The sequence below is a fragment of the Micromonospora chokoriensis genome (assembly GCF_900091505.1).
Taxonomy (GTDB): domain Bacteria; phylum Actinomycetota; class Actinomycetes; order Mycobacteriales; family Micromonosporaceae; genus Micromonospora; species Micromonospora chokoriensis.
Genome location: NZ_LT607409.1, coordinates 3,507,623 through 3,527,833, shown reverse-complemented (window position 1 = coordinate 3,527,833; position 20,211 = coordinate 3,507,623). Strand labels below are relative to the sequence as shown.

Sequence of the window (20,211 nt, the reverse complement as noted above, 5' to 3'; positions counted from 1 at the left end):
GGCCGGGAGAATAGCTGCGACGACGGGCTGGCTCCGACGTACTCGCCCGTGACCATTGGCCAAGATGTTCTGGCGGTCTCGCAGTTGACGGCGGAGGACGGCCGAGTAGGGCTCATCGGAGTAGTCATCGACTGCGACGGGTTGTTCCTCAGGCGAGGTCTGTTGGTCTCGGTGCTCAGACTCTGTCTGCCTTCGAGTTCCGACCTAGGTTGGGGTGTTGCCCACCTCCGGATCGAGGCAGGTCAGGGGACACCTTCTTCCGTTTGGCGTCGCAATGTCGTCAATTAAGTCTGAGATTCATGACCAGCGGAGGCTGGTTCAGAGTGGGCCGCGGTCGACACGGCGGCGGTGAACGTCGGTGCCGCTTGAAAGTGCGCCCGGCGGGCTGCGCGCCGGAACGCACCCAGGACCGCTGGTCCGGCAAGGGTGACAAGGACGGCCGTGGTGACCGCTCGTCCGGTGTCCCAGCCCAGTGAGGTGACGGTGAAGAAGGTCAGGTACCGGTGGAGTTGGTCCAGCATCGGTAGGCCGGGTTGGTAGGCGATCGAGCTGGTCGGGTCGAGGGAGAACGGCCAGAACGACAGGTTCAGCATGAAGCCGAAGAAGTACCCGCTGACGGCGGCGTAGGCGGCGAGCAGGGCGATCTCCGCCCGTCCCCGGAGCCTGGGCAGCAGGCCGGCGAACATGCCGACCCAGGCGCAGCCGAACATCTGGTAGGGCATCCAGGGTCCGACTCCCCCGGTGAGCAGTGCGGAGGCGAACAGTGACGTGCAGCCGAGCGCGAATCCGAAGCCGGGCCCGAAGACCCGACCGGCGAGGACGAGGATGAAGAAGACCGTCTCGATGCCGGCCGTGCCCGCTCCGAGTGGTCGCAGGGCCGCGTTGATCGCGGACAGCACGCCCAGCATGGCGAGGGCCTTCGCGTCGATTCTGCCGTCGGCGATCTCGGCGAAGATGACGGCGAGGACAAGGAGCAGCAGCACCCCGAACATCAGCGGCGGGGTCTGATTGGAGCCGAAGGTGCCGGGTGCGACGACGAACGGCCAGAGGAACGCGACGAAGCCCAGGAACGACGCCATGGTGATCGCGAGCACGGCACGGCCGGGCACGCGGACGGCGACGGTCAGCGTGCTCACGCGCGTACTTCTGGATCGTCGAGGGCGGCGGCGACCTGCCCGACTGTCAGGTAGGGCAGCGGCGCGAGGATCTTCGCGACCTGCGGGGCGAACGTGGGTGACGCGGTGAGCACGGTCGGGACCGGGCCGTCGGCGACGACCTCACCGTCGGCCATGACCACGACCCGGTCGGCGGTGGTGGCGGCGAACTCGACGTCGTGGGTGGCCACGACGATGGCGCGGCCCTGCGCGGCGAGGTCGTCGAGGGTACGGGTCAGCGCGGCCTTGGCCCGGTAGTCCAGGCCGCGGGTGGGTTCGTCGAGGAGCAGCACGCCGGGGGTGACGGCGAGTTGGATGGCCAGGACCAGGGCGAGTTGTTGCCCGGCGGACAGGTCCCGCGGGTGGTCGTCGCCGTCGATGTCGGCGGCGATGGCGTCGAGGAGACGCCGGGCGGTGCCCGGTTCGGCGCCGTCGCGGTCGGCCTGGTCGAGTTCGGCGTCGACGGTGTCGAGGTAGAGCAGGTCGGTGGCGGTCTGCGGGACAAGGCCGACGAGTCGGCGGGCCTCGCTCGCGCCGACCCGCCCCGGGTCGACGTCCCGAGACGACGAGTCGGGTACCGCGATGCTGCCTCCATCGCGGCGACCCGAGCCTTGCAGAGCCCAGAGCAGCGACGACTTGCCGGAGCCGTTGCGCCCCATCAACGCGGTTATCTCACCGCGTACCAGGCTGAGGTCAACCCCGCGAACGGCGACGACCGGCCCGTGGCGAACGACAACGCCGGTTGCCGTGAGCGCGTTGCGCGCGTCGGCGTGGGAGTGGCGGTGTGGTCGCGGCGGTGTCGGGGGTAACCGGTCGCGCAGGGCGCTCGCGTGCCGGCGGGCGTCGCGTACCGACAGTGGCAGCGGTGACCACTGGGCCATCCGCCCGAGGTCGACCACGGGTGGCGCGACAGTGGTGCCGGCGATGAGGGTGGCCGGGTCACCGTGTTGGACGGTGCCGTCGCGGGCGACGTGGATGAGCCGGTCGGCGTAGGGCAGGACGCGTTCGAGACGGTGCTCGGCCAGGACGACGGTGACACCGAGGTCGTGGACCAGCCGGGTGATGGTGGCGAGGACGTCGTCGGCGCCGGTCGGGTCGAGCGCGGAGGTCGGTTCGTCGAGGACGAGTACCCGTGGGTGGGCGGTCAGGGCGGCGCCAATGGCTACCCGCTGCTGCTGACCGCCGGACAACTCGTGCAGGCCCCGCTGGCGCAGGTCCGCCAGGCCGAGCAGGTCGAGGGTTTCCTCCACCCTGGTCCGCATGACGGCCGGGTCGAGGGCGAGCTGCTCCATCCCGTACGCCAGTTCCTCCTCGACGGTGTCGGTGACGAACCCGGCGACCGGGTCCTGCCCGACCACGCCGACCAGGTCGGCGAACTCGCGGGGTTGATGGTGTGCGGTGTCCCGGCCTCCGACGCGGACGCTGCCCTGCAGGGTGCCGCCGGTGAAGTGCGGTACGAGGCCGTTGATCGCGGCGAGCAGTGTCGACTTCCCCGCGCCGGTGTGCCCGACGACCAGACACAGCTCGCCCTCGTCGATGTCGAGGTCGACGTCGCGGAGGGTGGGGCGGGACGTGTCCTCGTAGGTGACGCTGACGCGCTCGAAGCGGATCATGACGGTGCTCCTGCGGTGTCGGCGGTGCGGCGTCGTCCGGTGGCGGGCTCCGGTCGGTGCGGGCGCGGTGGTGTCGGTGCGGCGATCGCCGCGAGGGCGGCGATGAGGATCGCGGCGGCCGGTAGGGCGGGCAGGCTGGGCCAGTGCAGCGGATAGAGGGTCGGGTTGAGCGCGGCGGGGTCGTAGCCGGTGCCGGCGCCGAGCACAACGGCCGTGACGACCCCGCTACCGGCGACCGTCCACTCTGGCCACTGCCACGGGTCGGGTCGGTACCGGCTGCGCGACACCCGACGCCCGCCGAGGGCGAGCGCGGCCACGCAGAGCAGCACGCCGCCACCGAGGCCACCGAGTCCGACCGGGCGGGGCACCCCCGGGTCGAGCAGGCCGTACGCGCCGACGCACAGGCCTGCCATGCCGGTGAGCATGAGGACTCCGGTGAGCCGTCGCGAGGCGGGTGTGGCGGTGCCGACCCGGCCGTAGCCGCGTGCGTCCATGGCGGCGGCGAGCCGCAGCGACCGGTCCAGGGCGTCGTGCAGGACCGGCATCAGGATGGCCCGTGCGGCGCCGAGGCCCCTGGCCCGTCCGGCGCGTAACCGGCGGGCACGCGCGACCCGTTGGACGCTCTCCACCAGTTGTGGTGCGACGCTCAGCGAGACGGTGACGGCGACACCCAGCTCGTACAGCGCGCCGGGGAGGACCCGCAGGGCACGTTTGGGGTTGGCGAGGCTGTTGGCGGCGCCGATACAGCACAGCAGGCACGCCAATCGGAGCCCGTCGACGGTGGCGGAGAGGGTTGCCTCCAGGGAGACCGGGCCGCCGATCTGGATTCCCGCGTACCAGTCGGGGGTGGGCAGGTGCGGCAGCCGGAACAGGATGTGGTCCTCGGGGGTGATGCCGGAGGCGAAGACCGTCCGGAACACCACCCGGATCGCGATGATGATCAGTGCGAGGTAGAGGTAGTAGCGGAACGCCCGCGCCCAGGGGGCGTCGGTGCGGCGGACGGTGACGACGAACCCGAGCACCGCGAAGATGAGCAGCAGCAACAGCGGGTTGCTGGTGCGGCTCGCGGCGGTCGCCAGCGCGAGCGCCCACAGCCACCAGGCCACTGGGTGCAGGGAGCGGGGCAGCCGGGCGACCGCGAGGCGGTGCGGGAGGCCGGTGCGGGTCGGGGGCATCGGTTCAGGTGCGGCGTCGCCGCCAGCCGACGACACCGCCGACCAGGGCGAGGACGGCCAGCAGGCCGACGGTGATCAGCGCTGGCAGCGCCGAGCCGGTGTCCTGGCGGGCGGCCGTCGCGGTGGGTGCCGCGTCGAGGATGCGCGGCCCGTCGGGGGTGGCGTCCGGCGCCCCGGACGGCACTCCCGCTGTGGGGAACGTCGTCGGGCTGGCCGGAGGTGTCGGCGTACCGCCCGTCGGGATCGACGCCGGCGCTCCCGCCGGTGGTAAGCCGGGCGGGGGTGGGCCGACACCGGGGTCACCCGGTGCCGGCGGGTTGCCGGCGGCCGGTGGGTTCCCGCCGCCGGGCTGGGCCGGGGTGGGCGCACCTGGGGGCGGCGCGGTGGTGGCGACGCCGACCGGTCTGCTGTTGCGGGCGCGGACGCTGTCCGGGCTGACCGTGGGCCGTCCCTGGGTTCCGCCGATGTCGGTCGCTCCGAAGATCCACAGGTCGACGCTTCCGGGCTTGGGTTTGTAGCTCATCGCGCCGAGTTGGCTGTAGACCCAGCTGTTCTGCCCTGGGTCGGCGTGCCAGTAGGACCAGTAGGCGCTGGCCGGTGGGGTGAGTGCACACTTCTCGTCGGCCGGGGTGGGGTACTGCGTTCCGCCCTGGTGACCCGCGTAGCCGATGCGGCAGATGAACGCGGGCCCGTCGTGCTGGGTTCCGGTGGTGCGCCAGCCACCCTGGTTGAGCAGTTGGTAGCCGGTGGTCGGGGTGGTGCCGCAGGACCGCAGCAGCGGCCCGCCCCACCGGCTGAAGTCGACAGCGAGGATCACCCCGGACGAGGTGGTGCACTGCCCGATCGGCAGGGGCGCGGCCAGCGCCGGCGTGGGTGCCACCACCGGCGCGGCGACGATCGTCAGGGCCGCGATCGACCGGAGCCACCGGCGGGCGGTCACGATCCACCGCCGGCGTCGGACACCGCGCGGCGACGGGCAGCGACCAGCAGCAGGACACCGCCGATGACGAGCACCAGCGCCAGCAGGGCGATGGTCATGATGGACACGCCGGTACGGGGCAGGCTGCCCCACGAGTGCCCGCGGGGGCCCGTCGTCGACGGGGTCGCACCGGGTGTCGCCGTCGACGAGGACGGTTGGCTGGCGCTCGGCGTCGGCGTGGGCGTGGGTGAGCCGGACGGGTCCGGACCCGGCGCGTCGTGCACGTCCCGGGTCAGGGCGGCGAACGAGATGCCGGTGGCGCCGCTGACGACCTGGGTGGAGGCGCGGACGTCCGATCCCGCCTGACCACCGGCCGCGACGGTGAAGCCGCCGTCGTCGTTCTGCTGGGAGGCCAGAAACGCCAGCGCCTTGTCGACCTGAGCGGCGTAGCTGCTGCCACGCAGGGTGAGGCCCTGGATGGCGAGGGCGGTGGAGTTGGTGGAGTCGCCGGCCGCGCCGGGGAACCCGCCGTGCTCCTTCTGCGTGGAGGCGATCCAGGCCAGCGCCTTGTCGACGGCGGTGACCGCCGCCGGGTCGTCGGCCAGCGCGGCCAGGGCCATCGCGGCCATCGCGGTGCTGTCGACGTCCCGGTCGGTGTCCGCCGCCGGGATGAGGCTGGGGAAGGACCCGTCGGCGCGTTGCAGTCCCCTGAGGAACTCGACCGGCTTGGCGGCGGCCTCGCCCTGTCCCGCGCGTAGCTGCGCGATGATGCCGAGCGACTGACCGAAGACCGAGGTGGCGTACCGGTAGTTGCCCGCCCCGGCGCAGCCGGTCTGCGCGTCGACCTTGGCGCAGGTTACGTCGCCCAGCGCGGCGATCAGGTCGTGTCCGCCGAAGGAGCGTGGGTCGTAGCCGGTGGCCTGGGCCAGCAACGCGACCTTGCCGATCGCGCCGCCGACGGCGTAGTCGGTGCCGACGCCCAACCACATGTCGACGGTGAAGCCGTTGTCACCGACCGCGCCGCCACCGCGCAGGAACTCGACGATCGCCCGCAGCTTCGCGTCGTCCCCGCCGGTGGCGGCCAACGCGTACGCGCCGTCGATGGTCAACCCGAAGTCGGGGTAGCCGGGGAACGACTCGTAGTACCGGCCGTCGATCAGGTTGGCCGGCGCGACGAGATAGGACACTCCCTTGGCCAGATCCGGCCGGAACCCGGCCGGTGGTGGCCCGCCCAGGCGGTGGGTCAGCGCGGCGAGGTTCGTGCCGGCGAGCGCGAGCGCCGCCGCGCCGGTGGCGGCCAGGTCGGCGTCCGGGTTGCTCGGGTCGGGGCTGAGCCCGCCGCCGGTGGCGATCCGGCCGACCAGAAAACCGGTGGCGGCGGCGGCCCGGTCGGTGACGCCCAGCACGGCGAGGGCCTGCGCGGCGTGTCCGGTCGAGTAGGTGTCGGTCAACCCCGCCCCGGTGTAGGGCTGGTAACCGCCGTCGGTCTCCTGCGCCCCGGCCAGGAACGCCTTGGCCGAGCCCAGCGCCTCGTCCTGACCGCCGAGGGCGTGCAGCGCGAGGACGGCCAGGGTCGTGGCGGCGATGTCCGGGTCGCAGAACTCGGCCGGGGCGAGCCACAGGCCACCGAAGGCGCCGCTCGCGCACTGCTGCTCGGTCAGACGAGCAACAGTCGGGGCGGGCGGGGTGACGCCGGCCCGCTTGAGCGCGAGCAGCGCTGTCGCGTGGGTCATCGGTCCGGTCGATCCGGCGAAGTCACCGGCGGCGGCGCAGCCGGCGTCGACATCGGTTACGGCGCACACCCGGTCGGTGAGCGTGGCGACCAGGTTCCGGCCGCCGAACGCGCGCGGGTCGCCGCCGGTGATCGTGGCCAGCAGGGCGAGGTTGGCGACGTTGGCGGTGTGCGGCGCGGCGGTGTCGCCGTTCGGGAAGATCGCGGCGTCGACGTGTGCCCGCAGGTAGTCGACCATCTTCGTCAGTGCCTGGTCCTGCCCGCCCGTTGCGGCCAGGGCGGTGGCGACGGCGATGCTCCGGTAGTGGTCGGCCCCGCCGTTGTCGACATGGTCGCCGTCGGTGAGCTGCCCGACCAGGTAGGTGGCGACGGCCTTGACCTGGGCCTCGGTCGGCCGCGCCGGCTCGGTCGGCCCGTCCGTCGCGGTCGGGGTGGGGGTCGGTGTCGCCGATGGTGGCGGACCGCTCGCGCGTACCGACGCGGGGGTGAACGTCGGGGCCCCGGTCGTGCCGCCGATGTCGGTGCCGCCGAAGACCCACGCTTCGACCTCACCCGGGCCGGGCCGCTGGGCCATGGCGCCGAGCGGGCTGTAGGTCCAGTGGTCCTGCCCGGCGGGGGCGATCCAGTAGGACCAGTAGGCCGACGCGGGCGGGGTCAACTGGCACGCCTCGTCGGCCGGCGTCGGGTGTTCGGCACCGGACGCGAAGTCGGGCGACCCGATGCGGCAGATGAAGCCGGGGCCGTCGTGGGCGGTGCCGGTGGTGGTGAAACCCGCCTCGTGCAGCAGGTCCAGGCCGGTGGTCGGGGTGGCGTCGCAGCCCCGCAGCAGCGGCCCACCCCACGCGCCGAAGTCGACAGCGACGATCGCGCCCTGAGTCGGGGTGCAGGACTCCAGCGGGTCGGCGAGCGCGGCGCGGGTCGGCACCACCAGCGCCACCGCGCCGAGCACCGCTGCGGCGACGGCCGCCAACCACGCCGCGGGAACCCGCGACGTTCGACTAACCAGTGGGGACATGGCGACTCTCTCGGGGGCTAGCGGCGCAGGCGCGGACGCGGACCCCGAGGACAAACCCCGGAAACCTGGCTCCGCGCCGTGTACCTCGACGGCGCTGCGGTGCACTATCCAGCCAGGTAATCCGACTCGTCCCGGTAACGGGACCTACGGCTGCGGGCCAGCGCCGGACTTTGACCGGCTTCCCCTGACTGCTGGATCGCGGCCATCGGACCACAACCGCGACCACCGCGTCAACGCAAGACCGTGTCATGTACCTAACAGCGCGCGGTAGGGGTTCCCTCCCATACCGTGACCGCGTCATCGTGTGGGGGAACCCGGTGGGAATCCGGGGCTGACGCGCAACGGTGAGGACGGTTCGCCCCGTCCCGAGCCCGACTACCCACGTGGTGACGCAGCACCTGCGGTATCCGTCCCACGCGTCCTGCGGCCGGCCCGCCCCGCTCCCGCCGGCCCGTGCCGGGCTCCGGGTCGAGGCAGCCGTGCCCCGTACCCCCAAGGAGCCCTGATGTCCTCGCGTCTTTCCTCCGGTCGTCGCCGCAGACGCCTCGCGGCTGTTCCCGCCGCCGCGCTGATCGCCACGGTCGTGGCGGTCGCAGGCGGCGCCGCACCGGCCGCCGCGACCTCGACCGCCGCGCAGATCGCCACCGCCAAGACCAACGGCGTCGCCTACCTGCGGACCCTGCAGGCCGCCGACGGGAGCTACGCCAGCGGCGGGTTGTCGAACGAGTGGGCGTTCAGCGCGTTCGCACCCGCCGGCGTCGCGGCGGTGGACGTCTACCCCTCCGGCGACACGACCAAGAACGCCCGCACCGTCTACCGCAACCAACTCTCGGCCGCGTCCTGGCCGAGCAGCACGCCGGTGGTCACCGACTACGAGCGTGGGGTCCTCAACGCCTACGCCGCCGGTATCGACCCCGCCCGGGTCTCCCCCACCCGTAACCTGATCGCCGACACCATCGCCTACTGGCAGACCGGCTCGGCCGGCTACTACGGCCCGCCGGCCAACTTCAACGGCACCGTCTTCGGCACCCTCGCCCTGGCCGGTGCGAAGACCCAGGCCGGCGCCGCCCGCGTGCCGCAGGCCCTGCTCGACCTCTCGATCACCCGGATCCGCAACAACCAGCACACCGACGGCGGCTGGACGTTCACCCAGGCCGAGGGCAATCCCACCCAACTCGCCGCGGCCAGCGACATCGACATGACCGGCGCCGCGATGGCCGCGCTCTGCGCCGCCGGAGTCCCCAACACCGACACCGACGTCGTGCAGGCCAAGAACTTCCTCAAGAGCAAGCTCGTCAACGCCTCGGGCGCGTTCAGCTCGATGTTCGGCGTCAACACCGACTCCAACGCCTGGGCCGTCTCCGGGCTCAACGCCTGCGGCATCCCGAACCAGGGCACCGACTTCACCACCACCGCCGGCAAGACCCCAATCGACTTTCTTCGCGCGCAGCAGTTGACCGGCGGCGGATTCAAGTATCTGCCCACCAACACCACCCCGTCGGCGTACGCCTCCATCGACGCGGTGCGTGCCCTGACCGGCGCGGGCTACACCGCCGCTCCCCCGACCCCGGTCACCGCCGGCGCGCCCACCTGGGTCGCGGCGAGCGGGTTCACGGCGGGCGCCGCCACCCGACTCGCCGTGATCATCGACAACGGCAGCGGCAGCATCACGCCGTGCGCGGTGACGCTGACGCCGACCGCCGCAACCACCACCCTCGGCGCCGTCCTGGACGCCGCCGTCGGCGCGGCCACCCCGAGCGGCTGCGTCACCTCTCTTCTTCCCACCAGTGGCACCGGCACCGTGACCGCGATCAACGGCCTGGCCAACAGCGGCTCTTCGACCTGGAAGGTCGCCCGCGACGGCGGCACTCCGGTCACCGCGACCCGCGGCACGGCAGTGACCGTCGGCGACACGATCTACCTGCGCTACGGCGTCTGATAGCCGCTAGTGGGATGGTCAGCGGCGGCCGAGCCGCCGCTGACCATCCGCCGGCTGATCCGCCCGCCGCCGCTTCAGGTGAGCGTGACGAGGCGGATCGCGGCGACCGAGACGAGGCCCGCGCCGAAGAGCGTGATGCCGCTGGCGGCGAGGACGGGTGCCACCCGGGTGGCCAGACCGAGAACGGCGCGGGACTGTGCGCCCCGGGTGATCAGCGAGCTACCGGCGACCGCGAGGACCCCGACGCCGAAGAGTACGACGGCCATGCCGAGGCCAAAGGTCAGGACCAGCAGCAGGGCGAAGCCGGCCCGACCGATGAATAGCCCGGTCGCCAGCACGAGGAAGGCGGCCGGGGACGGGGTCAGCCCGCCGGACACGCCGAGCAGGAACAGGCCGGGACGCTTGCCGTGCTCGTGCTCATGATCGTGGGTGTGGGTGTGGGTGTGGGTGTGGGTGTGGGTGTGGGTGTGGGTGTGGGTGTGGGTATGACTGTGGCTGTGGCTGTGGCCGGCGGTGTGCAGGTGCCGGCGCACCATCCACAGACCGGTGGCCAGGACGATCAGACCGGCACCGAGTTGCAGCCAGCTCGTGAGTTCCTGCATCCGGATGACCTCGGACAGGGACAAGAACGTCCACGCCACGCCGATCACCAGCACGGAAAGCGTGTGCATGACGGCCACCGAACCACCCAGCCAGGCGGCGTCCCGGATCCGGCCCCGCGAGCCGGCGAGGTAGGCGGCGGCCAGGCTCTTGCCGTGCCCCGGGGCCACAGCGTGACCCGCTCCGGCGGCGAAGGCGAGCACGAACGCCAGCGGCGGCACGCCCGGTGAGTGGATGAGGTCCTGAAAACGGTCCGAGAGTGACGCGGAGAGCACCGTGGTGGCGGTCATGCCACGACCCCCCGTCGCCGCAGCCGTCGCGCCACCAGCAGCGCACCGATCGCGACGAGCAGGCCCGCGCCGACGACGGCGGCGATCTGCAGGGCGGCGCTCCGGCCGAGGCTGGTGCCGCTGGCCAGCGTCGGAGCGCCGCCGACGAGGGCCCAGTCGTGGGAGTCCTCGCCGGAGCCGTACACCGCGCGTTGCCCGCCGGGGCCGGTGGCCATCGCCCGGTACGCGGGGTTCAGGTCGGTCAGCATCCGCACCGCGACCGTGACCTGGTCGACCGACCCCGGGCAGGTGAAATCGACGCTCGCGCCCACCCGCGCCAGGGCCTTCACCGGCGCGACAACTCCCGGGCATTGACGCGAGCCGTCGGCCACCGTGATCCGTTCGAGCAGGTACGCGCCGAAGCGCTCGGACGAGGCGATCACCGCGGGGTCTGACGTGCGGTAGTCGACGGCGCCGTCGAGCAGGACCCGGTCGGATGGCAGCAGGCCGAGCGAGACGCCGAGCAGCGTCAGGTCGTCGGGGCCGCCGACGCGCCAGCGCACCCGCACGATGTCCGGGCGCTGCTCGTCGCGCGCGATGGACACGGTCTGGGGGTCGCCGAACGGGTGCGCTGCCGCCGGGGACGGCACCGCGACAGCGGCCAGCGCCGCCAGTAAGAGGACGGCCACCGCGCTGGCTCGACGTGTGGGTAGGGACAAGGGGTGCTCCGGGATTGCGGGCTACAGGATCGCCTCGACCGTGCCGGGCGATCAGAAACGCGCAGGTCCGGGCCGGTGTGCCACACAAAACCACCACGTGAACACTTCGTTGATCAACTAACCGATCGGGTCGGCCGGCGGGTGACGCGACAGGGCGGGTAGCAGACCGGGGCCCTGGTCATCAGGCACGGCCAGGCCCTGCGGGACCGCCGCGCCGACCGGGTCGTCGACCTCGCCGGCGCAGTGCGCGCACACCCCTGAGGCCCGCTCCGGCGCCCCGGAGCGTGCGGACAGGGCGAGTAGAGCCTCCAGGCGGGCAACTCGACGTTGGCTGTCCCGCAGCTGCTGGCGAAGCTGGTGCGCCTGGGCCTCGCTGGCACCGAGCTGCCGACGGGCAGCCTCGAGCCGTTGGAAATCGGCCACGGCCAGCACCGCCACCTGCTGCCCGTCCAACGTCAGGACACGGTGTTCGGTCTTCCGGCGCATCGGGCCTCCCCGAGCTGGGCGGTGGACGCTGCGGTTGTCCGCTGGGTTCCGCCCGCGGGCGGAACCCAGCGGACCATCATGCCGGTGGGGACTGGGCGGTCTCGGCCAGGAGCAACGACAGCTCCCGGACCAGATCGTCCATCGACTGGCCGCTCTGCGCCTTGACCAGGCCCAGAGCGAGATCGGCCAGCAGGTAGAAACCGAGGGTACGGGCCTGCTCGGAACTGAACGCCGACATCAACGCCTCCGCACCGGCGAGGTCACCGCGATGCTTGGCGGCGATGACCCCGGCGGCGCGTTGGACGATCTCGGCCGCCTCGGGGGTGTACCCGCTCACGCCGAATCAGATCTTCGGGGTGGCGGCGCGGGCGGCGTCGAAACGGGAGATGACGTCGGTCCAGTTGACCAGGTTCCACAGCCGATCGACGTAGTCCGGGCGCACGTTGCGGTACTGCAGGTAGTAGGCGTGCTCCCAGGCGTCGAACACCAGGATCGGGGTGGACCCCTGCCCGACGTTGCCGTGGTGGTCGTAGACCTGCTCCACGATCAACCGCTGGCTCAGTGGCTCCCAGGCCAGGACACCCCAGCCGGAGCCCTGCACACCCTTGGTCGCCGCGGACAGTTGACCGGCGAAGCCGTCGAAGGAGCCGAAGTGCTCGTCGATCGCCGCCGCCAGCTCACCGTCGGGGCGGTCACCGCCGTCCGGGGACAGGTTGTTCCAGAAGATCGAGTGCAGAACGTGCCCGGACAGGTTGAACGCGAACGTCTTCTCCAATCCGACCAGGGTCGCGTAGTCGCCCTTGTCGCGGGCCTCGGCGAGGCGGTCGAGCCCGTCGTTGGCGCCCTTGACGTACGCGGCGTGGTGCTTGTCGTGGTGCAGCTCCAGGATCTCGCCGGACATGGCGGGCTCGAGTGCGCCGTAGTCGTAGGGCAGGTCGGGCAGGTTGTACACGGCCATGGAGTACGTCCTCTCAATGCTGCCTTAGTGTGGCTGTTGCCATTATCTTGCAACAAGAGTCCGGTTGTCGTCCGGGGACGTGATTGATCACAGAAGCATCGGATCGGGTGGTGGCGGCGCTGGGCCGACTGCGCGAGCGCGGATTGCGACGTACGCCGGCACGGCAGGCTGTGCTGAGCGTGCTCGTGGACGCGCCGCCCGACCATCCGCACCTGAGCGCCGCGCAGGTCCATGACCGGGTCCGGTCAAACGGTGTACGAATCGACCTGACGACGGTGCACCGCGTGCTGATCCACTTGACCGACTGGGTGAGTTGCACACGGTGCCGCTCAGCGGCATGAACATTGTGCTGTCGCTGACCGACGGCACCACCGGCCTCATCGCCGCCTCGAACACCACCTGGCCATCCTGGAATCCCGACGCGGGCAGCTCGTCGCCGACATCGCCCGCCAACGGGAGGAGATCGAACGCGCCCACACCCAGCTCGGCCAGCCCTTCGTCCGCCACGACGAACTCGTCGACACCCGGCAGCGGATGCGGGCCGTCTCCGCTGCCGTCGACGCGATCGCCGACCTCGACTCCGTCCCGGTCAACACCGCCGCCGGACCCGCCGTACCGGTCACCCTCGACGACTCCTAGATGCCCGAGCAGGTGTGCAACAGCCTCACCGACGACGAACGCACATGGCTGGCCCACCCGGGTTCACCGTGTCGCCAACGCCGGCATGCTGCAAGGCGCCGCCCGCGCCCAGGACGACGTCGCCGCGTTCGCCGTCACCTTCGACAAGGCGCTCACCGCCATGCTCGGCGACCCGAACGAGCCCGGCCTTTCCGTGGCGATCTTCCTCAAGTGCGACGACTCCGGCTGGCGAACGAGCTCTTGCAATGCCGCACGGCAGGCCGTCCACGACGCCGTCTGGGCGCACCACCACCACCGTCGCCGGCCTCGCCGCCCAGTGCGCAGCCCACCGTGGTGACGAATCAGCAACAGGCAGCAACCCCGCTGACACCCGCCGAGTCGTCGCCGCCACCACCCAGCAGGACGGGCGTTTGCTGGACGCCTGCAGCGCTCAGGCGGCACGCGCCGAGCAAGTTCAGGCCGCCCGCCCATGCCGGCGACGAGGCCCGTTCAGCGCCGCCATGACCACCGCGATCGGCCGAATCGACAACCCTGCCGACGTCGTACGGCTCGTCGAGCTGCACACAGACGAGGCCTTTCAGACCGGCCTGACCAACCTCGTCCGGACCAAGCTCACGCCACGGCAACCCGGCCAGCCAGGTAGGTCCACCTCACGGCCAGCCACGGCGGCCGCCGTCGCGGCAACGGCCTTCGTCCCTGCCGGCACACCGCGTCGTCCGCTGCCGCACCGTCACCCGTTTGTCCCGCATCCGTCCATCCAGGCATGGACCACGACTGCGCCCGCTGACCGCTCAGCCAGCGACCGCCCACACAGCCTGGTAGTGGTGGGGCACGTTCAGGAAGATGCTGCCGCGCCGCTTCCGATCCTCGCGCTGTGGCCGGCGCTGCGGTTCGGGTCAGCCTGCCACCGGGAGCTACGGGCGGTCAGGTCCTAGGCGCTGGGGCTCAGGTAGGCGCGAGCCATCGGGTCACTGTGTCGGTGAAGACCACCTGATAGGGAAGGCCTCGTAGGTCTTCTGCGGTCGCATCCAGGCCGCGAGCCCGAGCCAGTTCGGCCAGCCACGACCAGGAATGTTCTTCTGCGGACTCTTCAGCGTCGTCGGGGAGCACGGCGTTCAGAACGTTCGGGGTGATGCTTTCCCGAGTCTCGACGAGCGGAACGACGCCACCCGAGACGCCGGTTGATCTAGCAGTGAGAGTGAACCCACGGTCCGCGTGCAGGAGCACGCGCCGACCATCCTCCAGAATCGCGAGCTCACTGACTATGAAGTTCCGGGTACTCGCGTCCTCTGGGTACTCCCCTCGGAGATCGCAGCTGGCAACTAGGCCAACGATGCGACCAGGCTCGACCGGGGGAAGATTCTCGGGAGCACGGTAGGCGCCCGGATACGGGCGCCAACCGGCTTGTCCGCTGGTCACTGTCTGACTCCCGAGATTCCGGTGATCGTTCCTGTTGTAACTAAATAAACCGTGTCAGCTGATCACCGGTTACGGGCGTCGCTGGGACGGCGTCAGCTGACGTTCAGGGGCTACACGCCCGGTCCACGGGACCCCCGAAGTACAGCCCAGACGGGTCGGCGACACCGATCAGATCGACATCGGTGACACCCCTCCAGCCGACGGTTGCGCTGCTTGAGCAGTTGATCCTCGCATTCGATCTGCGGCCGGAACCGCCTCCTGCGAGGTAGTCGCCCGAGCCTGAGGCAACTGTGACCCACCGGCATCCCAAGGGATCGCACCAGTACGCCTGCAAGTCGATGTCCACGTTCGCTTTGCTCGGACACGTGCCGGCGATGTGGAGCCAGTAGCCGTGGACGGATGTCTCACCAGTCCCGTGCGGGGTGTCGTTGGCCTGCCTGTACGTGCAGGAACCCGCAACGATGTTGCCTGACTCCCCCATTGGAGTGGCATGACCACCACCAGGAAAGGGGGCCCAGTAGCCAGATGCCTTACCGGACGGTGACGACGGCGCTGCTTACGCGCTCGCCGGGAGCGTGCCGAGGCATACGAGGACGGTGTAGCAGATTGCCGCCGAGGTACGCCGTATGCGTCCGACTTTGCGCGCTCTGCGCAAGTCAACCACCTCCACGATGATGAATATCAATCGTAGTACCGCTTACGGTTACTTTCTGTCAAGGGCTGGGTGTCTGCTCGTCAGGTCTCGCGACGAAACACCGCTGCCGTCTCGATGGGCGGCCGTTGAGGGCCGGTTCTCAGCCGACGGCAATAAGGGCTACGAGGCAGCCTTACCGACCCATCGTCTCGGCGGGCGGTGACGGCGTAGCGGATCTCGCCGCACCCTGCTGTGCCGCCCTGACTGCCGGTGCGGGGTGTCGGCAACGGCGGACGTGGTCGACGTCAGGAACGCTCGGCGGTGCCCTACGGGTTCGCCGATCACCCGCATCACCACGCGGTCTGCACGCTCTGCGGCCGGGTGTGTCACCTGCCCGCCGAGGCGGTGCTCACCGCGGTGCAGGCGGCAGGCGCGGTGGGCTTCAGCGCCGACCCTGCAGGGCTCCCCGGCGGCGTGGTGGTGGTCTACGGACGATGCGACTCGTGCTGAGCAGACACGCCGTCCGGGGTGCATCGTTCAGCTGGCTGAGCGCAGCAGTTCCCGTACCAGGTCCACGACCTGATCTGGGCGTCCGCCCGGCTGCCCGCCCTGGGCGAGGCCAGCGTTGCCGCCGCCGCGTCCGCCGAGGACCGTCTTGACGAGGTGTACGGCCGACGTGCCGCGGTCGACCGCCGCGTCGTTGACCGCGATGACGAGTCGCATCGTGCCGTTCGACGCGTTGGCGACCACCACGACGCCGCGGCGTTCCTGCGGTAGCTCTCGCCGGATCAGCTCGGCGAGCTGACGGGGGTCGGCATCGGCGGAACCAGTGCTGGTCGCGAATGCGATTCCGGCGATGTCCTCGGCGCTGCCGGCCAGGGCTCGGGCCTGTTCTCGGGTGAGTTGCAGTTGCAGTTGCTCGGCCCGGCGCTCGGCGGCCTTCGCTCGGCTGACCAGCGCGGTGATCCGGTCGGGAAGCTCTTCCCGTGGGGCGCGAAGCTGGTCGGCGAGGTTGGTGACCAAATCCCGTTCGCGGGCCAGGTAGCGGAAGGCCTCGATCCCGGTGACGGCCTCGATTCGGCGCTGTCCTGCGCCGACGGAGGACTCGGAGGTGATGGCGAGCGCGCCTATCTGCGCCGACCGGTCGACGTGGGTGCCGCCGCAGAGTTCCCGGGACCAGTCACCTCCGATGTCAACGACGCGGACGGTGTCGTCGTAGGTCTCGCCGAACAGGGCGAGCGCGCCGATCTGCCGGGCTTCGGGCAGGGTCATGTATCGGGCGTCGACCGGCAGGTCGTCGCGGATCGCCAGGTTGGCCACGTCCTCCACCTCACTGCGGGTGGCTGACGAGAGGCCGCTCGGCGAGGCGAAGTCAAGCCGCAGGTAGCCGGGGCGGTTGAACGATCCAGACTGCAACGCGCTCGGCCCGAGAACGTGCCGCAGGGCCGCGTGCACGACGTGGGTGCCGGAGTGGGCCTGGCGGGCGCCGAGTCGCCACTGCGGGTCGACCGCCGCGTGGATCCGGTCGCCGACAGCGAGGGTGCCGCCGGTGATCCGGACCTGGTGGACGACGAGGCCCTTGATCGGCCGTTGCACGTCGAGCACGTCGGCGCGGACGCTGTCGCCGGTGAGGGTGCCGGCGTCGGCGTGCTGGCCGCCGGACTCGGCGTAGAACGGGGTCCGGTCGAGGAACACCCCGACGATCTCACCCAGCTCGGCGACCTGGGTGGACGCGCCGTCGCTGCCGAGGAGCCCGAGGACTGTCGAGTCGGTGTCGAGGCTCTGGTACGCCTGCCAGTCGGTCGGCCCGTGCGCGTCGAGCACTCTGCGGTACGCGGACAGGTCGACGTGGCCGGTCTTGCGGGCCTGCGCGTCGGCCTTCGCCCGGGTCCGCTGGTCGGCCATCAACCGGCGGAAACCCTCGTCGTCGACGCTGAGGCCCTGCTCCGCGGCGATCTCCAGGGTCAGGTCGATCGGGAAGCCGTACGTGTCGTGCAACTGGAACGCCTTCGCCCCCGACAACGCCGTGCCACCCGCCGTGCGGGTCTCCGCGATTGCGGTGTCCAGGATCGTGGTGCCCGCGCGCAGGGTGGACAGGAACGCCTCCTCCTCCGCGTACGCGTAGTCCGCGATGCGGTCGAAGTCGGTCGCCAGCTCCGGGTACGACGGGGACATGCAGTCCCGCGCCACCGGCAGCAGCTCGGGCAGCGCCCGGTCCTGCCAGCCGAGCAGCCGGATCGAGCGGATCGCCCGGCGCATGATCCGGCGCAGCACGTACCCGCGGCCCTCGTTCGACGGGGTCACCCCGTCGCCGATCAGCATCAACGCCGTGCGCACGTGGTCGGCGATCACCCGCAGCCGCACGTCGTCCGGGTGCGATTCGCTCGCCACGTGCCCGGAGTGCGCCCCGTACCGCTTGCCGGTCAGCTCCGCCGCCCGGGTCAGGATCGGCCGAACCTCGTCGATCTCGTAGAGGTTGTCCACACCCTGCAGGATCGACGCCATCCGCTCCAGACCCATACCGGTGTCGATGTTCTTCGCCGGCAGGTCACCCAGGATCGGGTAGTCCTCCTTGGTGGCGCCCGGACCCCGCTCGTACTGCATGAACACGAGGTTCCAGTACTCCATGTACCGGTCCTCGTCGACCGCCGGGCCACCCTCGGCGCCGTACTCCGGACCCCGGTCGTAGAACAGCTCCGACGACGGACCACACGGCCCGGGGATGCCCATCGACCAGAAGTTGTCCGCCTTACCCCGACGCACGATCCGCTCCGCCGGCACCCCGACCGACCGCCAGATCTCGAACGCCTCGTCGTCGTCGAGGTAGATCGTCGGCCAGATCCGCTCCGGGTCCAGCCCGTACCCACCCTCCGCGACCGGCTTCGTGGACAACTCCCAGGCCAGCGGAATCGCCCCGGCCTTGAAGTAGTCACCGAAGGAGAAGTTGCCGTTCATCTGGAAGAACGTGCCGTGCCGGCTGGTCTTGCCGACCTCGTCGATGTCCGGGGTACGCAGGCACTTCTGCACACTCACCGCCCGCTGGTACGCCGGCGTCTGCTGACCAAGGAAATACGGAACGAACTGCACCATGCCTGCGTTGACGAACAGCAGGTTCGGATCGCTGATGGCGGGCAGCGGCGCGGACGGCACCACGGCGTGCCCATTCGCCTCGAAGTGCGCGAGGTACCGCCGCTTGATCTCCGCCGTCCGCACCAGACCACTCCCCTACTGCCATAGTTTTGCAATTGCATACTATGGGCAGCTATGGAGAGGCATGGCGGCACCCCGCGACCGATCACCCGTTACGGCACCCCGGTCCTGCACCGCCGATGCGCCCCGGTAACCGTGTTCGACGACGCGCTCGCCGCACTCATCGACGACATGTTCGCCAGCATGTACGCCGCCCACGGGGTCGGCCTGGCCGCCAACCAGATCGGCGTGGATGCCCGGATCTTCGTCGTCGACTGCCCCGACGCCACGAACACTCACACCGTCGCGCACGTGATCAATCCGGTGTTGCACCTGCCCGAGCAACGGGACCTGGTGATCGACTCCGAGGGTTGCCTGTCCGTGCCAGGACAGCGCGCCGACGTGGCCCGATCCGCCACCGCCTCCGTCACCGGGGTGGACCTGCGCGGCGAGCCGATCCGCCTGGACGGCACCGGCACCCTCGCCCGCTGCTTCCAGCACGAGGTCGACCACCTCGACGGTCTCGCCTACGTCGACCGGCTGCCCGTCAAACTGCGCAAACAGCTCCTTGCGGCCAGCGCCGCACACCCCGGTGTCGGCGCCGGCGTCAACCAGGACGCCGACGCGTGACAGTTGTCCTCGGCATCGAGACGTCCTGCGACGAGACCGGCGTCGGGATCGTCGCCGACGGCGTCCTGCTCGGCGACGCGCTCGCCACGAGCATGGACGAACACGCCCGCTTCGGTGGCGTGGTCCCCGAGATCGCCGCCCGCGCGCACCTGCACGCCATCACCCCTATGGTCGAGCACGCATTGGGCCAGGCCGGGATCGGCTTCGCCGACATCGGCGCGGTCGCCGCCACCGCCGGCCCTGGGCTCGCCACCGCCGTCCAGGTCGGTCTCGCGGCCGGCAAGGCGTACGCGCTGAGCCTTGGTATCCCCCTCTACGGCGTTCACCATCTCGCCGGCCACGCCGCTGTCGACACCCTCGAACACGGACCGCTGCCGGCCCGCTGCGTCGCCCTGATCGTCTCCGGCGGGCACACCAGTCTGCTGCTGATCGGCGACCTCGCCCGCGACCCTGTCGTACACCTCGGCGACACCGTCGACGACGCCGCCGGTGAGGCGTTCGACAAGGTCGCCCGCCTGCTCGGCCTGCCCTACCCCGGCGGACCCGTCATCGACCGGGTCGCCCGCGACGGCGACCCGACGGCCATCGCTTTTCCCCGCCCGATGACCGGCCCCCAGGACGCCCCGTACCGGTTCTCGTTCTCCGGGCTAAAGACCGCTGTGGCTCGCTGGGTCGAACACCACCGCGACCAGCCGCTGCCCGTCGCCGACGTCGCCGCGTCGTTTCAGGAAGCCGTCGCCGACACCCTCACCCGCAAGGCTCTCGCCGCCTGCCGCGACCACCAGGCCGACACACTGCTCCTCGTCGGCGGAGTCGCCGCCAACAGCCGCGTCCGCGCCCTCGCCGAACAACGCTGCTCCGCGGCCGGCATCCACCTGCGGGTGCCGTCGCCACGGCTCTGCACCGACAACGGCGCGATGATCGCCGCCGTCGGAGACCTCCTCGTCCGCGCCGACATCTCCCCCGACCGACTCGACCTCGGCTCCGATCCGTCCGCCGTCCTTCGAGGGGCACTGCTGCACGGAACCCGCTGATCGACATCAAGCGGCGCTCTCGCGCAGTTCCGGCTGTCTTCGCCGAAGTGGCCTCGTCGGATCACGGACATTGACGGCGAGCCCCAC

General features: G+C 71.1%; 19 protein-coding genes and 2 riboswitches. Of the genes, 6 read left to right on the top strand and 13 right to left on the bottom strand.

Annotated features, from left to right (window positions below):
- Positions 1–284: 284 nt before the first annotated feature.
- The 5 genes from GA0070612_RS16610 to GA0070612_RS16590 are packed head-to-tail and all read right to left on the bottom strand — an operon-like array spanning position 285 to position 7,608.
- Positions 285–1,136: an ECF transporter S component family protein gene (locus GA0070612_RS16610; RefSeq protein WP_088988720.1), complete on the bottom strand. Its 852-nt coding sequence runs from the start codon at positions 1,134–1,136 to the stop codon at positions 285–287.
- Positions 1,133–2,767: an ABC transporter ATP-binding protein gene (locus GA0070612_RS16605; RefSeq protein WP_088988719.1), complete on the bottom strand. Its 1,635-nt coding sequence runs from the start codon at positions 2,765–2,767 to the stop codon at positions 1,133–1,135. Before GA0070612_RS16605 ends, GA0070612_RS16610 begins: the two co-directional genes overlap by 4 nt.
- The gene (locus GA0070612_RS16600) at positions 2,764–3,942 is read right to left on the bottom strand and encodes a CbiQ family ECF transporter T component (protein WP_088991554.1); all 1,179 of its coding nucleotides are present in this window, start codon (positions 3,940–3,942) and stop codon (positions 2,764–2,766) included. Before GA0070612_RS16600 ends, GA0070612_RS16605 begins: the two co-directional genes overlap by 4 nt.
- Positions 3,943–3,946: 4 nt before the next feature.
- Entirely contained in the window at positions 3,947–4,882 is a 936-nt protein-coding gene (locus tag GA0070612_RS16595; RefSeq protein ID WP_197699156.1) for an LPXTG cell wall anchor domain-containing protein, read from the bottom strand.
- Positions 4,879–7,608, bottom strand: a complete 2,730-nt coding sequence (locus GA0070612_RS16590; RefSeq protein WP_157742501.1) for a prenyltransferase/squalene oxidase repeat-containing protein — start codon at positions 7,606–7,608, stop codon at positions 4,879–4,881. The genes GA0070612_RS16595 and GA0070612_RS16590 overlap by 4 nt, the downstream gene beginning before the upstream one ends.
- A 94-nt stretch (positions 7,609–7,702) precedes the next feature.
- Positions 7,703–7,818, bottom strand: a riboswitch (cobalamin riboswitch).
- Positions 7,819–7,885: 67 nt separating this feature from the next.
- A riboswitch (cobalamin riboswitch) is annotated at positions 7,886–8,009 on the top strand.
- Positions 8,010–8,113: 104 nt separating this feature from the next.
- On the opposite strand from GA0070612_RS16590, the gene GA0070612_RS16585 reads away from it, so the two are divergent.
- Complete coding sequence (locus tag GA0070612_RS16585; protein WP_088988717.1) at positions 8,114–9,547, top strand: prenyltransferase/squalene oxidase repeat-containing protein; 1,434 nt, start codon at positions 8,114–8,116, stop codon at positions 9,545–9,547.
- 74 nt (positions 9,548–9,621) lie between these two features.
- Here GA0070612_RS16585 and GA0070612_RS16580 read toward each other — a convergent pair whose 3' ends face one another.
- From GA0070612_RS16580 to GA0070612_RS16560, 5 genes are all read right to left on the bottom strand, one after another.
- On the bottom strand, positions 9,622–10,437 hold the full coding sequence (locus tag GA0070612_RS16580; RefSeq protein ID WP_088988716.1) for a HoxN/HupN/NixA family nickel/cobalt transporter: 816 nt from the start codon (positions 10,435–10,437) through the stop codon (positions 9,622–9,624).
- Positions 10,434–11,135 carry a hypothetical protein gene (locus GA0070612_RS16575; RefSeq protein ID WP_157742500.1) on the bottom strand — a complete coding sequence of 234 codons (702 nt, stop codon included), beginning with the start codon at positions 11,133–11,135 and terminating at the stop codon, positions 10,434–10,436. Before GA0070612_RS16575 ends, GA0070612_RS16580 begins: the two co-directional genes overlap by 4 nt.
- Before the next feature lie 117 nt (positions 11,136–11,252).
- Complete coding sequence (locus tag GA0070612_RS16570) at positions 11,253–11,621, bottom strand: hypothetical protein (protein ID WP_088988714.1); 369 nt, start codon at positions 11,619–11,621, stop codon at positions 11,253–11,255.
- A 76-nt stretch (positions 11,622–11,697) separates the two neighbouring features.
- The gene (locus GA0070612_RS16565; RefSeq protein ID WP_088988713.1) at positions 11,698–11,958 is read right to left on the bottom strand and encodes a superoxide dismutase; all 261 of its coding nucleotides are present in this window, start codon (positions 11,956–11,958) and stop codon (positions 11,698–11,700) included.
- A 6-nt stretch (positions 11,959–11,964) separates the two neighbouring features.
- Positions 11,965–12,579, bottom strand: coding sequence for a superoxide dismutase (locus tag GA0070612_RS16560; RefSeq protein WP_088988712.1), 615 nt, complete (start codon positions 12,577–12,579; stop codon positions 11,965–11,967).
- Positions 12,580–12,686: 107 nt separating this feature from the next.
- Here GA0070612_RS16560 and GA0070612_RS33060 point away from each other — a divergent pair, with 107 nt between their 5' ends.
- Both GA0070612_RS33060 and GA0070612_RS16550 read left to right on the top strand, forming a co-directional pair.
- Complete coding sequence (locus tag GA0070612_RS33060) at positions 12,687–12,920, top strand: transcriptional repressor (protein WP_157742499.1); 234 nt, start codon at positions 12,687–12,689, stop codon at positions 12,918–12,920.
- 383 nt (positions 12,921–13,303) lie between these two features.
- On the top strand, positions 13,304–13,555 hold the full coding sequence (locus GA0070612_RS16550) for a hypothetical protein (RefSeq protein WP_088988710.1): 252 nt from the start codon (positions 13,304–13,306) through the stop codon (positions 13,553–13,555).
- Between the two features lie 4 nt (positions 13,556–13,559).
- On the opposite strand, the gene GA0070612_RS31470 is transcribed toward GA0070612_RS16550, so the two are convergent.
- Both GA0070612_RS31470 and GA0070612_RS31465 read right to left on the bottom strand, forming a co-directional pair.
- Entirely contained in the window at positions 13,560–13,781 is a 222-nt protein-coding gene (locus GA0070612_RS31470; protein WP_157742498.1) for a hypothetical protein, read from the bottom strand.
- A gap of 382 nt (positions 13,782–14,163) precedes the next feature.
- Positions 14,164–14,445: a hypothetical protein gene (locus GA0070612_RS31465; protein WP_157742497.1), complete on the bottom strand. Its 282-nt coding sequence runs from the start codon at positions 14,443–14,445 to the stop codon at positions 14,164–14,166.
- Positions 14,446–15,592: 1,147 nt separating this feature from the next.
- On the opposite strand from GA0070612_RS31465, the gene GA0070612_RS16545 reads away from it, so the two are divergent.
- Positions 15,593–15,781, top strand: coding sequence for a helix-turn-helix domain-containing protein (locus tag GA0070612_RS16545; RefSeq protein ID WP_167393636.1), 189 nt, complete (start codon positions 15,593–15,595; stop codon positions 15,779–15,781).
- Between the two features lie 27 nt (positions 15,782–15,808).
- Here GA0070612_RS16545 and alaS read toward each other — a convergent pair whose 3' ends face one another.
- The gene (gene alaS / locus GA0070612_RS16540; RefSeq protein WP_088988708.1) at positions 15,809–18,484 is read right to left on the bottom strand and encodes an alanine--tRNA ligase; all 2,676 of its coding nucleotides are present in this window, start codon (positions 18,482–18,484) and stop codon (positions 15,809–15,811) included.
- A gap of 51 nt (positions 18,485–18,535) precedes the next feature.
- On the opposite strand from alaS, the gene def reads away from it, so the two are divergent.
- Together def and tsaD are read left to right on the top strand one after the other, a co-directional pair.
- Positions 18,536–19,090, top strand: a complete 555-nt coding sequence (gene def / locus GA0070612_RS16535) for a peptide deformylase (protein ID WP_088988707.1) — start codon at positions 18,536–18,538, stop codon at positions 19,088–19,090.
- A complete protein-coding gene (gene tsaD, locus GA0070612_RS16530; RefSeq protein WP_088988706.1) occupies positions 19,087–20,124 on the top strand; it encodes a tRNA (adenosine(37)-N6)-threonylcarbamoyltransferase complex transferase subunit TsaD in 1,038 nt (345 codons plus the stop codon). The genes def and tsaD overlap by 4 nt, the downstream gene beginning before the upstream one ends.
- The last annotated feature ends 87 nt before the right edge of the window (positions 20,125–20,211 follow it).

Excerpts from the sequence above, each read along its gene's own strand:
- GA0070612_RS16605 (WP_088988719.1), bottom strand. The coding sequence starts at position 2,767 with ATGATCCGCTTCGAGCGCGTCAGCGTCACCTACGAGGACACGTCCCGC.
- GA0070612_RS16600 (WP_088991554.1), bottom strand. The coding sequence starts at position 3,942 with ATGCCCCCGACCCGCACCGGCCTCCCGCACCGCCTCGCGGTCGCCCGG.
- GA0070612_RS16590 (WP_157742501.1), bottom strand. The coding sequence starts at position 7,608 with ATGTCCCCACTGGTTAGTCGAACGTCGCGGGTTCCCGCGGCGTGGTTG.
- GA0070612_RS16585 (WP_088988717.1), top strand. The coding sequence starts at position 8,114 with ATGTCCTCGCGTCTTTCCTCCGGTCGTCGCCGCAGACGCCTCGCGGCT.
- GA0070612_RS16580 (WP_088988716.1), bottom strand. The coding sequence starts at position 10,437 with ATGACCGCCACCACGGTGCTCTCCGCGTCACTCTCGGACCGTTTTCAG.
- GA0070612_RS16570 (WP_088988714.1), bottom strand. The coding sequence starts at position 11,621 with ATGCGCCGGAAGACCGAACACCGTGTCCTGACGTTGGACGGGCAGCAG.
- GA0070612_RS16560 (WP_088988712.1), bottom strand. The coding sequence starts at position 12,579 with ATGGCCGTGTACAACCTGCCCGACCTGCCCTACGACTACGGCGCACTC.
- GA0070612_RS16550 (WP_088988710.1), top strand. The coding sequence starts at position 13,304 with ATGCTGCAAGGCGCCGCCCGCGCCCAGGACGACGTCGCCGCGTTCGCC.
- def (WP_088988707.1), top strand. The coding sequence starts at position 18,536 with ATGGAGAGGCATGGCGGCACCCCGCGACCGATCACCCGTTACGGCACC.